This window comes from Clostridium ragsdalei P11 (genome assembly GCF_001675165.1).
Classification (GTDB): Bacteria; Bacillota; Clostridia; order Clostridiales; family Clostridiaceae; genus Clostridium_B; species Clostridium_B ragsdalei.
The window spans coordinates 24936-41819 of record NZ_LROS01000066.1 but is presented as its reverse complement, the minus strand read 5'-3'; the positions used below and the strand labels follow the sequence as shown (position 1 = coordinate 41819).

At 31.1% G+C, this 16884-nt stretch carries 15 protein-coding genes and 1 riboswitch; all 15 genes read left to right on the top strand.

Annotated features, from left to right (window positions below):
• Window positions 1-3 precede the first annotated feature (3 nt).
• The 15 genes from CLRAG_RS17285 to CLRAG_RS17215 all read left to right on the top strand — a co-directional run bounded on the left by CLRAG_RS17285 (window position 4) and on the right by CLRAG_RS17215 (window position 16829).
• Window positions 4-1389, top strand: coding sequence for a nickel-dependent hydrogenase large subunit (locus CLRAG_RS17285; RefSeq protein ID WP_065079541.1), 1386 nt, complete (start codon window positions 4-6; stop codon window positions 1387-1389).
• On the top strand, window positions 1386-1850 hold the full coding sequence (locus CLRAG_RS17280) for a hydrogenase maturation protease (RefSeq protein WP_065079540.1): 465 nt from the start codon (window positions 1386-1388) through the stop codon (window positions 1848-1850). Before CLRAG_RS17285 ends, CLRAG_RS17280 begins: the two co-directional genes overlap by 4 nt.
• Window positions 1851-2264, top strand: coding sequence for a cytochrome b5 domain-containing protein (locus CLRAG_RS17275; RefSeq protein WP_242872171.1), 414 nt, complete (start codon window positions 1851-1853; stop codon window positions 2262-2264). It begins immediately after the preceding gene.
• A gap of 35 nt (window positions 2265-2299) precedes the next feature.
• Entirely contained in the window at window positions 2300-2566 is a 267-nt protein-coding gene (locus CLRAG_RS17270; RefSeq protein ID WP_065079539.1) for a hypothetical protein, read from the top strand.
• A gap of 131 nt (window positions 2567-2697) precedes the next feature.
• Window positions 2698-2988: a DUF503 domain-containing protein gene (locus CLRAG_RS17265; RefSeq protein WP_065079538.1), complete on the top strand. Its 291-nt coding sequence runs from the start codon at window positions 2698-2700 to the stop codon at window positions 2986-2988.
• Window positions 2989-3278: 290 nt separating this feature from the next.
• The gene (locus CLRAG_RS17260; protein WP_065079537.1) at window positions 3279-4790 is read left to right on the top strand and encodes a cell wall-binding repeat-containing protein; all 1512 of its coding nucleotides are present in this window, start codon (window positions 3279-3281) and stop codon (window positions 4788-4790) included.
• A 184-nt stretch (window positions 4791-4974) separates the two neighbouring features.
• Window positions 4975-5149: riboswitch (cobalamin riboswitch) on the top strand.
• 238 nt (window positions 5150-5387) lie between these two features.
• Complete coding sequence (gene cbiQ / locus CLRAG_RS17255) at window positions 5388-6167, top strand: cobalt ECF transporter T component CbiQ (RefSeq protein WP_065079536.1); 780 nt, start codon at window positions 5388-5390, stop codon at window positions 6165-6167.
• 12 nt (window positions 6168-6179) lie between these two features.
• Window positions 6180-7016 carry an energy-coupling factor ABC transporter ATP-binding protein gene (locus CLRAG_RS17250; RefSeq protein ID WP_065079535.1) on the top strand — a complete coding sequence of 279 codons (837 nt, stop codon included), beginning with the start codon at window positions 6180-6182 and terminating at the stop codon, window positions 7014-7016.
• Window positions 7017-7248: 232 nt separating this feature from the next.
• Window positions 7249-9282, top strand: coding sequence for a methyl-accepting chemotaxis protein (locus tag CLRAG_RS17245; RefSeq protein WP_065079534.1), 2034 nt, complete (start codon window positions 7249-7251; stop codon window positions 9280-9282).
• Window positions 9283-9396: 114 nt separating this feature from the next.
• Window positions 9397-9594, top strand: a complete 198-nt coding sequence (locus tag CLRAG_RS17240; protein WP_013239496.1) for an alpha/beta-type small acid-soluble spore protein — start codon at window positions 9397-9399, stop codon at window positions 9592-9594.
• Between the two features lie 434 nt (window positions 9595-10028).
• On the top strand, window positions 10029-11546 hold the full coding sequence (locus CLRAG_RS17235; protein WP_065079533.1) for a hypothetical protein: 1518 nt from the start codon (window positions 10029-10031) through the stop codon (window positions 11544-11546).
• A 166-nt stretch (window positions 11547-11712) separates the two neighbouring features.
• A complete protein-coding gene (locus tag CLRAG_RS17230; protein WP_065079651.1) occupies window positions 11713-12303 on the top strand; it encodes an ECF transporter S component in 591 nt (196 codons plus the stop codon).
• An 84-nt stretch (window positions 12304-12387) separates the two neighbouring features.
• A complete protein-coding gene (locus CLRAG_RS17225; RefSeq protein ID WP_065079532.1) occupies window positions 12388-13347 on the top strand; it encodes a P1 family peptidase in 960 nt (319 codons plus the stop codon).
• A 253-nt stretch (window positions 13348-13600) separates the two neighbouring features.
• Window positions 13601-14779 carry a 30S ribosomal protein S1 gene (gene rpsA, locus CLRAG_RS17220; protein WP_065079531.1) on the top strand — a complete coding sequence of 393 codons (1179 nt, stop codon included), beginning with the start codon at window positions 13601-13603 and terminating at the stop codon, window positions 14777-14779.
• A 148-nt stretch (window positions 14780-14927) separates the two neighbouring features.
• Window positions 14928-16829: an EAL domain-containing protein gene (locus CLRAG_RS17215; RefSeq protein ID WP_083985791.1), complete on the top strand. Its 1902-nt coding sequence runs from the start codon at window positions 14928-14930 to the stop codon at window positions 16827-16829.
• Window positions 16830-16884: the final 55 nt, after the last annotated feature.

Genomic DNA, 16884 nt, shown 5'->3' with positions numbered 1-16884 from the left:
GCTATGAAAAAGAAAATTACCATTGATCCAATTACGAGAATAAGTGGTTTTTTGGAAACTAAAGTGCAAGTAGAAAAAAATATTATAGTAGATGCTGAAACTAGTGGATTGCTTTTTAGAGGATTTGAAAAAATGTTAAAAAACAGACAGCCGCTGGATGCAGTATATTTTACAGAAAGAATTTGTGGGATATGTTCAACAGCTCATGCTGTGGCAGCTGCTACAGCTCTTGAAGATGCTTTGAAGATAAAAATTAGTGTAAATGATTCGTATATGCGTAATTTAATACATGGTTTTGAATTTATACAAAATCATATAAGACATTTTTATAATTTGACTATACCAAGTTATGTGAAGATGCCCAATATAAATCCTCTTTTTTCAGATCAATATGAAGATTATAGATTACCTTATAACTTAAATAAAAAGATAAGTGAAGATTATATTGAAAGTATTAAATACAGTAGGTTAGCCCATGAAGGATTGGCTACTCTTGGAGGAAAGGCTCCCCATAATCACGGAATTTTTGTTGGAGGAGTTACCATAAATATAGATCCATATAAACTTACAAAAGTTAAATCTATTATTTCTCAAATTAATGAATTCGTAAGTAGTGTTATGTTAGAGGACATGAACATAATTTCAAAATACTATGCTGATTATTTTAAAATGGGAAAAGCCTATGGAAACTTTATGACTTATGGAATTTTTGATAAGTATGCTGATCCTGAGATAAGTTATGTAGGACCTTCTGTCTTAATAAATGGACAAAAGCATAACTTTAATAGTAATAAAATTACAGAGAATATACTTTACACCTGGTACATGAATGATGATGAAACAATAAATTTATCTAAAGAAACAGGTTACAGCTTTATAAAATCGCCAACTTATGATGGCTATTCTATGGAAGTAGGACCTCTAGCAAGATTGATACTTTCAGGTGAGTATACTGGTGGAAGTTCATGTATGGACAGAAATGTTGCCAGAGTACTTGAAACAAAAAAGATTTTAGAAATTATGCAAGGACTTGCAGATAGAATTAAGCTTATTCCAGCAGAACAAAGAATATATGAAATCCCAGATAAAGCATTTGGTGCAGGATTAATTGACACAACTAGAGGATCCTTGGGACACTGGATAAGTATAGAAGATAAATTTATAAAGCATTACAATATTATAACTCCTACAGTGTGGAACATGGGGCCAAGAAATCAATCAGGTGCGCTTGGAATTGGAGAAAAATCTTTACTTGGAACGAAAATAAAAGATATAAAGCAGCCTATAGAAGTTGGGAGAATTATGAGGTCCTTTGATCCTTGTGTTTCCTGTGCAACTCATTTGATAAGTGATGCATATGAACCAGTGGACGTACAGGTTATAGTATGAAAGCAAAAGTTATTGCTCTAGGAAATATATTAATGGAAGACGATGGCATTGGAATTAAGATCCTGGAAAATATAAAAGAGGAACTTGCACATAACCATATTCAATCTATAATAGGAGAAACAGATGTGGAATACTGCATTTCCCAAGTAAAAGATGGTGATTTTATATTTATAATAGATGCTTCTTATAATGGAAAAGTTCCAGGTACGATAACAGTTGCCAGCTTACAAGATTATAAGTGCAAAAACAAATATTATACCCAGCACAGCTATAGCTTCATAGACATTATAGGAGTTTACTACAAATCATTAACTGGGTTTATTATTGAAATTGAAGCAGCTAGTGTAAGCTTTAAATTGGGACTTAGCCATAATTTACAAAGTAAGCTTAAGGATATTTCAAAAGATGTATTGAAAAATATTTTTCTGAGATTGAATGATAGAGCAGAGGAGGAAAAATAGTTGGATTTTTATTTAATGAAAAAGTTGAAGATAATTAGGCGAAAAATAACTTTTTATAAAAAAAGTAGTATGTTTGCTGTATGCCCTTTTATAAAAAGCTATTATGGACATCTCATGAATATTCAAATAGGGGAATTAGAAAAACTAATGAATACAATGAACAAAGATATAGTAAGACAGGAAAAACAATTTACTTTGGAAGAACTTTCAAAATACAATGGTGCTGGTGGCTCTCCGGCGTATGTTGCTGTAAATGGAATAGTGTATGATGTGAGTTTGTCTCCTGTATGGGGTGGAGGGACGCATTTTGGTCTGTATGCTGGAAAAGACTTAACTTTACAATTTAGGGCATGTCACAGTGGAGAAATAAAGATATTAAATGGTCTACCTAAAGTGGGAGAGTTAAAAATTTAATAACAAATTAGTTTTGAAAAAGGGGTAAATAATAAATGCATGATATGATTTTATTGAGTAAAATATCTAGGGCTTTAAGTGAATGCTGCAGTTCAAATAAGATTTTAAAGATAGGTAAAGTAGTTATAGCTGTAAATAGTTACAGTCATGTTAATGAAAATAATCTTTATGATTATTTGAGAAACTATAATGAAGACATAACTGATGAATCAACAGAAGTTAAAATTGAAATTGAAAATTTGCCTGATCAAATGGCAATAATTAAAAATATAGAAGGTTACCAATATGAAGATGAAAAGTAGAAATGATATTAGCAATTTGGAGGGCATAATTGAAGAGATTATTTGTGCTATTGTAAAACTATTTCTATAATCAAAAGTTGACAGGAAAACAGAAAGCAAATTATACTTATAATGAAAAGATGGTGAAACATATGAAAATATTGCTTATGAAAATTACCTTGAGAGCATCTTGGGTTCATTCATTAAAAGAAAAAAGAATGGTAGTAAAAAGCATAGTTCAAAAGTTAAAAAATAAGTTTAACGTATCTGTGGCAGAAGTTGATGAGCAGGATGTTCATCAAATGATAGTTATAGGAGCTGCAGGAATATGTGGAACTTCTGCACAAGTAGATTCAACAATGGAAAATATCATAACTTTTGTAGAAAATAATACTGACGCAGAAATAATAGATATTCAAAAAGAAGATGTTGAAGGTATATGAAGCAGCGTTTAATTAATAGTTAAGAATGAAGAATTAATAGTTAATGTGGATTTTTCTCCGTTACACTACAAAAAATATTTGATTAAGCTTTTCATCACTCGTTTCGCTAAAGCGAAATATTGATGAGTTATATAAATTTAAAGATTTTTTGCGATAGCTAAAAATCATCCTTCACTATTAATTTTTCATTATTAATTCTTAACTTGCGAGCTTTGCTTCACAAGGTTTTTATATTAAGTCAAAATATCGTATGTGTGAAAGCTGATTACTAAATAATAAGGGGTGTACATATGAAGAAAAAATTAATTGTTTTACTTTCTGTTTTTATGTTTGTATTTATATTTTTGGGAGTGAAAGCTAGTGCTGCTTCACCGGAATCTATAAGATTAGGTGGACAAGATAGATATGGAACCTGTTCACAAATAGTAAATCAAGGCTGGAAAAATTCCAACTATGCAGTTATTGTGAATGGATATAACTTTCCAGATGCTTTAAGTGCATCAACCTTAGCTAAAAAGTATAATGCACCAATACTTTTAAATGGCAGTGATAGACTAGAGAATACTACAATTGAGCAAATAAAGAGATTAAATGTTAAACAAGTTTTTATTGTAGGAGGCACTGGAGTTATAAGCAATGAAGTTGACGATGAACTTCATGAAATGAATATACCAACTGAAAGATTTTCTGGACTTAACAGAACTGAGACCTCTGTATCAGTGGCAAATCAAATAGGGATATATAATGGAATAATCTTAACTACAGATAGTGATTATACTGATGCACTTTCTATAGCTTCTATAGCTGCAAAATTGCAGATGCCAATTATATTAGTCCCAAAGGATTCAGTACCAGATTCAGTAAGTCAATTGGTAGAAAGTAAAAATATACCGGTAACTTATGTATTGGGTGGACAAGACATAATAAGTGATGCTGTGTCATCTAAGTTTCCAAATGTTAAGAGGATTTCTGGAAGCGATAAATATGAAAGAAATATAAATATAATAAATGCTTTTTCTGATAAATTTGATTTTAGTTCGATTTGTCTGGCTTATTCAGAAGACTTTGCAGATGCTTTAAGCGGATCAGCTTTTGCTGCATTAAATTCAAATCCGATAGTTTTGGTAGGAAGCAGTACAGCTCCTGTAACACAATGTTTTATAGAAAATAAAAGCTTTAGTAAGTTATATGTATTTGGCGGTGAAGCTGGGATAACTGGAGACATAGTGGCAACTTTGACAAATGGCAAAACGTCGGACAAGCCTCAACCATCACCTGAGCCACAACCGCAGCCGCAGCCAGAACCAGTTGACCCATCACCTGAGCCGACTACACCAACAGATACTTCTGCTTCCCATTCTGAGTTGCAGAAAAATCTTTATAATTATCTTAGCGATGAAGATTATAGACAATCAGTTTTAAATAGAGCTATTGAGCTTCACGGTGGTGACACAAGCAATAACTGTGTATATTTTCAAAGTGAAGCTTTGAGAAGATCAGGACTTACTGATTTGCCAGAGTGGGTATGTAATACTGTACAATTTACATCACAACTTTTACAAAGAGGGTGGACTAAGTGTGAGGATTTAGCAAAACTTCGACCTGGTGATATATGCTTTACAACGAATGGTCCAAGCCATACCTATACTTTCATGAAGTGGTGTGACCCAAAAAGTTATGATTATGCTTATATATGTGATAATCAATCTAATGAATATGGAGGAAATGTTTATCATAAGAGAAATGTGGATTTTGCTACAGTATTAAAAGATGCTATTGCTTATTTTATGTATGAAAACTAGATTCGTGGTATTTCTAAGTAAAAGACTCATAAAAGTGAAAAATATATGTGCCATTTTACAATAATGAATTTCCAAATTACGAATTGCAGGGCATTAAGTAGCATACTTGACATGAAAGAAATATTGTGAGAAAATTGCATTAAATAGTTATATATCATAATTAGAAAAGCAATTATTGATAAAAGAATATAAAAAAGATATAGGTGCATTATTATGCTGAAAAGGGAAGCCAGATGGAAAGTCTGCACGGTCCCGCCGCTGTGAAAAGAGGAGTCCTTATTATATGTCACTGGGAAACTGGGAAGGCTATAGGGATGATGATCTTAAGTCAGAAGACCTGCCTATGTTGCTTTAGGAACCATTAAACTCTACGAGTGATAGGGAGGTGACCTTTGTTATAGTATATTATTTCAGTTATTATAATTTACCCTTCCTAGGTTTCTCTAGGAAGGGTAAAATCGTTTACGAAAAGATTATTAAAAATTGGACGTCCTGTAACGTGATGAAGAATTAGGTGTTTTTTCTGCAGGATTGATAGTTGGACATTACTGGGGAAAGATGTTCGGCAAATTAAAGTCAAAGGGGAAGAATAAAATTATGGAACTAGCTTCATTTAGAAAAATGTATGATAAAAATAGTTTTTTACATTGTTTAGATGGGAGAGTCAAAACAGTTTTGTTTTTAAGTGGTATTATTATTGCTACTTTCCTTTCACATTGGTATTTGGTAACTTTTTTATGGGTGCTATCTTTATTTGGGTATTATACATTACATTTGCCATTGAAAAGGCTTGTAAAAAGATTACTCATACCTTTTGGAATAGCCTGGATTGTATTTATAAGTATGCTTTTTACTAATGGTAGTCATGTTTTAACTTATATCTCATTTGGAAGTTATCATTTATATATTTATAAAGAAGGACTTGACCTTGGAATTTTACTAATGCTTAGAATAATGGCAGCTGTTAGTTTAGCTTGTGTACTATCATTTTGTACGCCTATGATTGAAATACTTGAAACCCTTAGAATATTTAAAATGCCATCTATAATAGTGGACTTGGCAGATATGATGTATAGGTATATATTTATTATTGAAGAGACGGGAAAAAGTATGAGACATGCTCAGTTGAGTCGTATGGGATATAAGTCTAGTTGGTTTCATCAGATTAAAGATACTGCGGAAATAGCAGTCTATGTTATAATACAATCTTTAGATCGAAGTATAAGAGTTTATAATGCCATGCTGTCAAGGGGATATAATGAAGATAGTATAGAAGCTAAATTTTTTACATATCCAGTACCTTCTAAGGATTTTGGACTTGGAGTAGTAGGTGTAATTTTATTGATTGTTCTAATTATTGCAAATGTATTGATTTAAAGGAGAATGTTTATGGAAATTATTGATGTGTCTCAAGTTAGTTATGCTTATGGTGATGGGAGTATGGCACTTAAAGATATTAATATGAAAATAAAAGGTGGGGAGAAGGTAGCAATACTTGGCCCAAATGGTGCGGGAAAGTCTACACTTTTTCACCTATTTAATGGGATTTTAAAACCTACATCTGGAACTATCACTGTAAATGGTATGGAAGTATGTAAAAGAAATTTAGTAGAGATTAGGCGCAGTGTGGGAATGGTATTTCAGGATTCTGATGACCAGCTTTTTAACCCTACAGTCAGGCAGGAAATTGCCTATGGACTTTTAAACATGGGAGTTAATGGAAAAAAGTTAGAGGATACTATAGAGTGGGCTTTAAAAACAGTGGGAATGTCAGGTTATGAAGATAAAAGCCCTCACAATTTAAGCGGTGGACAAAAAAAGAGAATTGCACTTGCAAGTGTACTTGCTATGAAACCAAAAGTTATGGTATTGGATGAGCCAACCGCAGCACTTGATCCACGAGGAGTGCATAAATTAATTAGACTTTTGGATTCTATAAATAAAAAACTTGGAATTACTTTAATTTTTGCAACACATGACGTGGATACAGTTCCACTTCTTGCGGATAAAGTTTATCTTCTAGATAGAGGAAAGATTATAATGGGGGGAACTACTGAAGAAGTATTTAATAAAAAGGAAATTATTCGTAAGATTAATTTAAGACTTCCTAGAGTAGCACATTTAATTGAAATTTTAAATAAAGATGGAATTTTAAATGTGGATGATTTGCCCCTTACAATTGGACAAGCGAAAAACTTGTTGGAAAAAAGTAAAAATATTTTTTGAATTTTAATAATTTACAATTTTCACAGAATATATTTTATAGCTTATCTTATTTAAGAGAAGTTGTATGAGAATACTTAGTTGTGGTATTTTTATATAACTTCTCTTTTACTATTTAGCACACTTTTTTGTAAAATATTTTTAATGTTTAAGCTTTGAATTTAAATTAAATTAAACCTAAAGCTCAAATATACGAAAATAGAATTAATAGATTCAAATATGGAAGGAGAGTATTATGTCTATAAAAAGAAAAATACCAATACTAATAGCAGCTATTATTGTTGTTCTAATGTCCATAACGACTTTTTTTGTTAGCAATCGATCTAGCGGCATAGTGGAAGAGAAAACTAATAGTGAAATACTAGGGATAACTGGAAGCTCTTCAGAAACTATAAGTGTGATAATAGAAAAAGAAGCTTTGGCAGCTAGAATTTTTTCAGAAAAAAATGTAGTTAAAAATTTAATGAAAATAAATGAAGATTCTCCGAATAGTGAAGATTTTAATAAACAACAACAGGATATGAATTTAACGTTACAGGACTATGTAAAAAAATCTAAAAATCTTGAACACGCATTTTTAGTAGATACTAAAGGAAATATAATTTCAGATAGTGACAAAAGCTACATAGGTAAAAGTTTAAGTGATAGGTCCTATAATAAGCCTACCCTTGAAGGTAAAAGTTCTATAAGTGAGATAGTTCTATCAAAAATAAGCAATAAACCTATAATAGTTTTTACAAATCCGATTAAAGCAAATGATCAAATTTTGGGATATGTTGGAATGGCCATATATGGAACTAGTTTTTCAAAATATTTATCTGGTATCAAAATAAGTGAATTTTCATCTAGTTACAGTTTATTGATGGATAACAAAGGTAAAATAATTTATCATCCAACTAATAGCAAAATAGGTAAACCGATTGAAACACCTGAAATAAAAGCTATAGCTGATAAATTGAATAGAGGTGAAAGTATAAAAGGGGGTTTAGTGAAATATGTTTTTAACAAAGAGGAAAAAATAGCAGGTTATGGAGTTATACCTGAAACAAACTGGGTTATAGTAATAACTGCTGACAGGTCAGAGATGCTCAAAGATATAAGAGCTACAACTTATGCTATAATACTTATAGCAATGGTGTTGTCAATTATAGCTATAGGAATAGGTTATGCATTTTCATTAAAAATTACAAATCCTATTATAAAAATAGTTGATCTTGTAAATAAAACAGCTAATTTGGATTTAAAATATGATAAAAGTTTTGAAAAACTATACAAATATAATGATGAAGTTGGAACAATGTTTCGTGCTATGACAAACATGAGAAAAGTATTGAGGGAAATGGTTGAAAATATGAAAGAAGCTTCAGGCACAATAAGTTCTAATGCAATTATGGTTGAAAATTTAATTGCTGAATTAAAAGGGTATGCTGAAGAAACTGCATCAGAAAGTGAAAATCTTTCAGCAGGCATGCAGCAAAATGCAGCTACAGTAGAGGAAGTTTCAGCATCTTCTGATGAAATGAGTGGGACAGTGGATTCTATGGCTAAAAAAGCTGCAGATGGTTCAACTAATGCTAATAGTATTGCACAGAGGGCAGAAAATTTAAAACATGATGCTGTTAGATCGAATGAAAGTACTAATGAAATATATACAGTAGTGAAAAGCGATTTAGAAAAAGCTATTGAAAAATCTAAATCTATAGAAGAAATAAATTCCCTCTCTATTGATATACTTTCAATAACAGATCAAACTAATTTACTTGCTTTGAATGCTTCTATAGAAGCAGCTAGGGCTGGTGAAGCTGGTAAAGGCTTTGCTGTAGTAGCTGAAGAAGTTCGCAAACTAGCTGAAGAATCTTCGGCAACAGTTAGTAACATTCAAATTGTAGTTGGTAAGGTTACAGAAGCAGTAGAAAATTTGTCAAATAATTCTTCAAAAATTCTTAATTTTATTAATGAAACTGTTTTGAAGGATTATGATAAATTAGTAAAAACAGGTAATCAGTATAACGAGGATGCTGAAATAGTAAGCGATTTCATGGTTGACTTTAGTGCTGTAGCAGAAGAACTAAGTTCCTCTATTGAAGGAATAACTAATGCTATAGGAGAAGTAGCTAATACTGTGAGTGATGGTGCTAGAGGTGTCACTGAAATAGCTAGTAAGGCAAGTAGTATAAATGAAAAATTAAGTGACATAAAATCTACTGCTGAAGATAATAAAAAGAGTGCAGATAATCTGCAGGATATTATAAACAAATTTAAAATTTAACTTTTTTGTTATTAATTCAATAGAGTATTAATTTTGAAATTGCACAAAATTTAAATACACAACTAATAAGTACTTCAATAAAAATCTATCAAAATCCTAAAGGGGGAATTAATTATGGCAAGTAGAAGTAATAGAGCATTAGTTCCAGAAGCAAAAGAAGGTCTGGATAGATTTAAAATGGAAGCAGCAAGAGAAGTTGGAGTAGATTTAAAAGATGGATATAATGGTGATATTACAGCAAGGGAAGCTGGATCAGTAGGAGGACAGATGGTAAAAAGGATGATAGAATCCTATGAGCAGAATTTAAAGTAGTAAAATATTAAAAAATAGACCGGGCGATTGAAAAATCTCCCGGTTAATTTTTTATATGAAAGGTTTTGTGGTGGTATAATATATATATTTCAAAAATTAATTACTCAACTTTCGCAGTTTAAAAATATTGTGTCGCAATATTTTTAATTAATAGTTAAGAATGAAGAATTAATAGTTAATGTGGATTTTTTTACGTTACACTACAAAAAATCTTTGATTAAGATTTTCACTACTCGTTTCGCTAAAGCGGAACATTCCTAATCTATATAAATTTAAAGATTTTTGGCGATAGCTAAAAATCATCCTTCACTATTAATTTTTCATTATTAATTCTTAACTTGCGAAGCTTTGCTTCGCAAAGTTTTTATATTGAGTCAAAATTTTATATGTGCCAAAGTTGAGTTAAAGTTAAATTAAAGGAGGGATATGGGTTTATGCCTGAAAAATATTGGCCTGAAACGGTAGTATTATGGGGAGCTGGTGCTACTAAAAATTTGGGACTTCATCCTACAAGTGAGTTAATACAATTGGTCCTAAAAATTAGTAAAAATGATTTTTCATTTTTGGAAGATAAAGACGAAAAACTAGCAAGTGCTTTTAAAAAATTAGTAACAGAAGATCTAATTAAGGATTCTAAATTGTCAAAAGTTTATGACTTTAAGGCCCTTGAAACTATAATAAGTACAAATACTAAGTTTAATATGCATGAATTATTTACTATGCTGGATCAACTTATTGATAATAACATGGGCTTTAATGCATTTTGTGGTGGGAAAAGGAAATTCTTAAGAGTTGAGAGAGTACAGGCAGCTAAAAGATGTCTTATACTTCTTATTGAAGAATTGGAAAGATTGAGTATACAAAAGGTACCGGGATATATGGATGAAGAAAAAATGGAACCTTATTATCAATTTGGAAAAATTCTTGCCGAACTTATGGTAGAGGAGGCAAAAACATTTGAAAGCAGAGGATATAAGATGGATACAAGGAAGTTTTACCTTTATTCCTATGCTATAATATCCTTTAATTGGGATCCTGTAATACTTTGGAACATATTTAATGTGCACAAAGAAGTGAACATGGATCCTACCTATTTAGAAAATGGATTAAAGCTTCAGCTATATGATGATTTTGGAACTCAAATAGCTTCTGCTGGATTAGACGGTAATGAATGCGAAATACGATATACGACAAATGAATCTCAGTGCAAGGTTATAAATGATTATAGCTATCCTTCTAGAACAATGAGAATAGGTAAAGTATTATTTCCTCATGGAATGTTTGGATCAAGGATTTGTCCTGAATGTGGGAAATCTATAGTAACTTTTGCAGAAAAATGGGATAGATTATCTTCAGAAATTTTTGGCCCCTCTATTTTAAAACCTTTACAAAAAAATTGGAAGTATAGGACGCCTAAGGAAAAGTTAAATAAAAGAGGAGCAATAGAATGTCCTTATTGTGGACAGATAACCTATCCCTATGATATGACACTTATAATACAGAGCCTTTCTAAAAAAAAGAATATACCTGCCTTAGAAGAGTTAAAAACCGAGATGGGGCTTCTTATAAAGAATGCAAAACATATAATTTTTGCAGGATATAGTTTGCCTATAGATGATATTATGGTTAAAACTTTTTTTATGTCATCTATATCGGGAAATGATAAAGAAAAATTAAAATGTACTGTTATAAACTATGATGACAAATATAAAGGGACTGATTGGCTAAAGGGAGAAAAAATAGATGAGTACATAAGAAAATCTAAAAATAATTCTGTTGTAGAATGTATAAAAAATGTATGTGACATATTTCCTAAAGAAAATGTACGGGTTTATTTGAAAGGAATACCTGATGTATTTATGAAAAACGGAAAATGCAGTAAGGAAAAGGTAATAAATTTACTATATCCTAAAGAATGTTTTAAAGATGGCTTTCCAATAAAACGAGATTAATGATATATTTATGATTTATATATTGAAGTTTTGGTTAAACATGATAAAATTAAATCGTCAGTATTTATTAAAATAAAACTGAACTAAATTTTATAAAGGAGGGTCCGTGTTGTATCTACATAAGGCATTTTATTTCAAATGCCTAAGAACAACAACGGAAAAAATTATGGAAAGACAAATAAAAAGTCATTCAAAGTTTGGAATTAGACAGATTACTGTAATTGGAATGCTGTCTGGAATTTCTATTGTACTGGGAATCACAGGACTGGGTTTTATACCTATTCCACCGGTAAAAGCCACTATAATGCATGTACCTGTTATAATAGGTTCTATTTTAGAAGGACCTATAGTTGGTGCCTCAGTAGGGCTTATTTTCGGCATATTTAGTGTGATTCAGTCTATAACTGCACCTACACCAGTTTCTTTTGTATTTATGAATCCACTGGTATCAGTTTTACCTAGAGTACTCATAGGTATAATACCTTATTATGTATACAGGTGCTTGCGTATGAAGAAAAAAATTATTCCTATAGGAATAGCTTCAGCAGTAGGCTCATTTATGAATACTATTGGGGTTTTAGGAATGATATACGTTATATATCTTGGATCTTATGCAAAGGCTTTGAATATAAGTTCAAGTGCTGCCCAAAAGGGAATTATAGCTGTAGGTGTTACAAATGGTATACCTGAAATGATTTTATGTATACTTATTACAATATCTGTAGTTACTGCAGTTACCAAGATAAAACACAAATAGATGCAATTATGTTTTATCTTAAATTGATAATATAGAAATAAACCCTAAGCTTTTAGCTTAGGGTTTTGATATAGGAGGAAAAAAATGAAGGAAATAATATTTAATAGCATAGAGGGAATGAGAATAGGAAATTCTCAAAAATTAAATGGACCTACAGGTTGTACTGTACTTGTGTTTGAAGAAGGAGCAAGTGCTGGAGTTGATGTAAGGGGAGGTTCTCCAGGTACAAGGGAAACTGATCTCTTAAATCCTGTAAACTTAGTAGATAGAATTCATGCCGTAGTACTTGCAGGAGGAAGTGCTTTTGGGCTTGATGCAGCAGGAGGAGTAATGCAGTACTTAGAAGAAAAGAGTATTGGTTTTGATGTATCAGTTACAAAAGTGCCTATAGTTTGTGAAGCTGTTTTATTTGATTTGAATATAGGAGATTTTAGAGTAAGACCAGATAAAGCTATGGGATATGAAGCCTGTAAAAATTCAGAATTAAATTTATGTGAAAATGGAAATGTAGGTGCTGGAGCAGGTGCAACTGTAGGAAAGATACTTGGAAATGAACATGCAATGAAGGGCGGACTTGGAACTTTTGCAATTCAGGTTGGAGAACTTAAGGTAGGAGCTGTAGTTGCAGTTAATTGTCTTGGAGATGTAATAGATAGCAAGAGCCAGCATATAATTGCAGGAGCCTTAAATGAGGATGGAAAATCTTTTGCAGGCACTGAAAAAGTAATGCTTGAAAGATATTCTGAAAAGAAGAATTTGTTTAGTGGAAATACTACTATTGGGGCTGTGGTGACCAATGGAAATTTCACAAAAACACAAATGAATAAAGTTGCTTCAATGGCACATAATGGCTATGGAAGAGCGATAAGACCTGCCCACTCTATGTTTGATGGAGATACTATTTTTGCTGCGTCATGTGGAAAAGTGGAAGCTGATTTAAGTGTAGTTGGATTTTTAGCTGCTGAAGTTATGGAAAAAGCTATTGTAAGAGCTGTAAAAAGTGCAGATTCAATTTTAGAATATAAAAGTTATAAAGACCTTTAAGTATGTATAACTACATAAACAAAGTTCTTGCCATCAGATGGAGTTTTGACTCCACCTGATGCTTAGAAATCGTTATCCAGGGACGTAGCTGCTCTAATACTCCTACTTGGAGAAGTAGGAGTATTAGAGCAGGTAGTCATCGGATAAATGTAACTTTATATAGCATTTGTGATAGAATATAATTGTTAAAATGGTATAGTGATTTTAAGTAAAAATTAAACTATAACTATAACAGAATGGGAGATGGAATTTAATGGACAATGATAATGAATTAAATTCAATGAATGAAGTTATGGATCAAATTGATTCATCTATGAAAAATGTGAGAAATGGAGAAGTAGTAAAAGGTAAAGTAATTTCTGTAACTGATGAACAGGCTACGGTAAATATTGGTTACATAGTTGATGGAATATTGCCTAAAAATGAAATATGTAAAAATGAAAATGCAAATGTGGATGAAGTCCTAAAAGTTGGGGATGAGATATACGTTTATGTAATTAAAACAAATGATGAAGATGGAAATGTACTTTTGTCAAAAATTAAAGCAGATAGGGAGATATGCTGGGACAGACTTACTGAGCTGCTAAAGGATGATAAAGCATTTGAAATAGTGGTAAAACAAGTGGTAAAAGGTGGAGTAATCACTGATTTATATGGCCTTAGAGCATTTATACCGGCTTCACAACTTTCAGTTAAATACGTTAGTGATTTAAACGAATTTTTAGGAAAAACTCTTTTGGTGAAGATAATAGAACTGGATAAAAGTAAATCAAGAATTGTGTTATCTAGGAAAGAAGTAGAAAAGCTAGAGGTTGAAAAGAAAAAAGAAAAACTTTGGAGCAGCATATCTAAAGGAGATAAGGTGAAAGGAGTAGTAAGTAGGCTAACTGGATTTGGAGCTTTTATTGATTTAGGTGGTGTAGAAGGACTTGCACATATTTCAGAACTTTCTTGGAGAAGAATAAAAAATCCTTCTGAAGTAGTGTCTGTTGGGGATTGTGTAGAGGTATATGTGCTGAACACAGATAAAGATAAAAATAGAATATCACTTTCCTTAAAGGATACGAAAAAAAATCCATGGGATAATATAGATGAAAAGTATAATGTAAATGATATGATAGAGGGAACTGTAAGCAAGATTATAAATATAGGTGCATTTGTAGAAATTGAACCAGGAGTAGAAGGACTTGTCCATATTTCAGAAATATCTGAAGAACATATTGCAAAGCCATCTGATGTATTAAAAGTAGGTGATAGAGTAAAAGTAAGGGTATTGGACATAAATACAAAAGATAGTAGAATATCTCTTAGTATAAAAGATACAGTGGATAAGCCTAAAGATAATTTTAAACAGTATTTAGATGAAGATGAAAGTGGAGTTACCCTTGGGGATTTACTAAAAGATAAATTAAAAAACATAAAATTTGAATAAAAGTGTTTTCAAAATCATGAAATGATTATATAATTTAAAGACAATATACAAATTTATTAACACTTCCAAGTAAGATTTTGCAATATGATTATAATAGTAACAATTTAAATAGTAAAATATATTTTACAATCCCTGTAAATAAATGAGGATGAAAGTTGGTGCCCATATGGCCTTTGTATTAGCTGATATGATAAATATATCCGAACTTAAAAATTTAATGGAAAGATTTTATTCTATAACTTCAATAGCCTGTTATGTAAAAGATGTAAGTGGAGAAGTACTTAATATAAATTCACAAAAATACATACATATATTTGATAAATTAGGTGATAACAAAAAAGAAGAATATATATTAAATCAAATTAGAAACGAAAGGAAAATAGGAGTTTTCGAGGGATATAGTAATTTAGTTTACATAGGTATACCAATTACCATAAACGAAGAGAATATTGGCACAATTTTTTTAAACCCTGTTTTTCTTGAACAGTCTGATAAAGATTGTTTTAAAGTTAAATTTGAAGAATCTAACTTTGATGAAGGAAAATATAAGCTTCTAATAAAAAATACACCTGTTATTTCGGAAAGGTACATTGAAAAAATTACCCAGTTTTTTCATTATGGATTGATATTAGCACAAAAGACAGAAGATGGATTTATCACGGATTTGGATACAAATAAAAAGCTAAATCAAAGTTATGTAGAACTTTTTGGTATATATGAACAATTATGTGCATCAGAACGGCAGCTTAGATCTAAATATGATGGGATAAAAAAATTAGCCTATTATGATCAATTAACTAACTTACCTAATTGGAATCTTTTCAAAAAGGAAGTTGAAAAGAGAATAGAAAAAAGATCAGGGGATAATTTTTCTATATTCCAAATAGACTTGGATAATTTTAAAAATATAAATGATATCTTTGGGTATGAGTATGGAGATAAACTGTTAAGAAAAACAGGAGAGGTTTTAAGCCAATTGCATTTGGGTATGGTTGCAAGGATGGGCGGAAGTGAGTTTTTAATTTTAAAAAGTGGATATGATAATAAACAGCATTTGGAAAGCATAGCTCAGTGTATGATAAATACTATAAGTGGACTTTGGAATATAGATGGAACGGAAACCTTAATATCGGTTACTGTAGGAATAACTGTATATCCTAGAGATGGAGAAGAAGTTGCCACTTTACTTAGAAATGCAGATATAGCGTTAAATAGAACTAAATTGCTAGGTAAAAATTCTTATAAATTGTTTGAAGAATCCATGTACAATGAAATTTTGAAAAAAGTTGAGATGGAAAAAGAATTGAGGAAGGCAATAAAAAATAATGAATTTATTTTATACTACCAACCTCAAGTGGATATGGAAAATACAAAAGTAGTAGGGTTTGAAGCCTTAATTAGATGGAATAGTCCTAAGCTAGGATGGGTTATGCCTTTAGAATTTATAAATTTGGCAGAGGAAACAGGACTTATAATACCTATAGGAGAATGGGTCTTGAAAACTGCTTGTTCTCAAAATAAGATATGGAAGGATAATGGATATTCTTATGATTTCATATCCATAAATGTATCGCCAATACAACTTAAAGAAGATAATTTTGTATATACGGTGAAGAAGGTTCTGGAGGAAACAGAATTAAAACCAGAATACCTGGAAATAGAAATAACTGAAAGTGTTATGATGGAGTCTCTTAAAAGTAATCTTAAAGTGATAAATGAACTTAAAAATATGGGAGTAAAAGTTGCACTTGATGATTTTGGAAGTGGGTATTCTTCTTTGAACTATTTAAAAAGTATTCCAATAAATACGCTTAAAATTGACAAAACTTTTATAGATGGTATATGCAGTGATTATTATGAAGACATTATAACGGAAGAGATAATAAAACTTGCCCATAGAATGAAATTGGAAGTAGTAGCAGAAGGTGTTGAAGAAGAAAATCAGATTAAATCTTTGAAAGGTAAAAATTGTAATAAAATTCAGGGATATTATTTCGGAAAACCAATGCCGTCAGAAGATATAAAAGATTTTTTAAAAAAACAGCTTTAATGTAATAAATGCCATCGTATTTATTACATTAAAGCTGGCTTACCTTCTGGTAAGT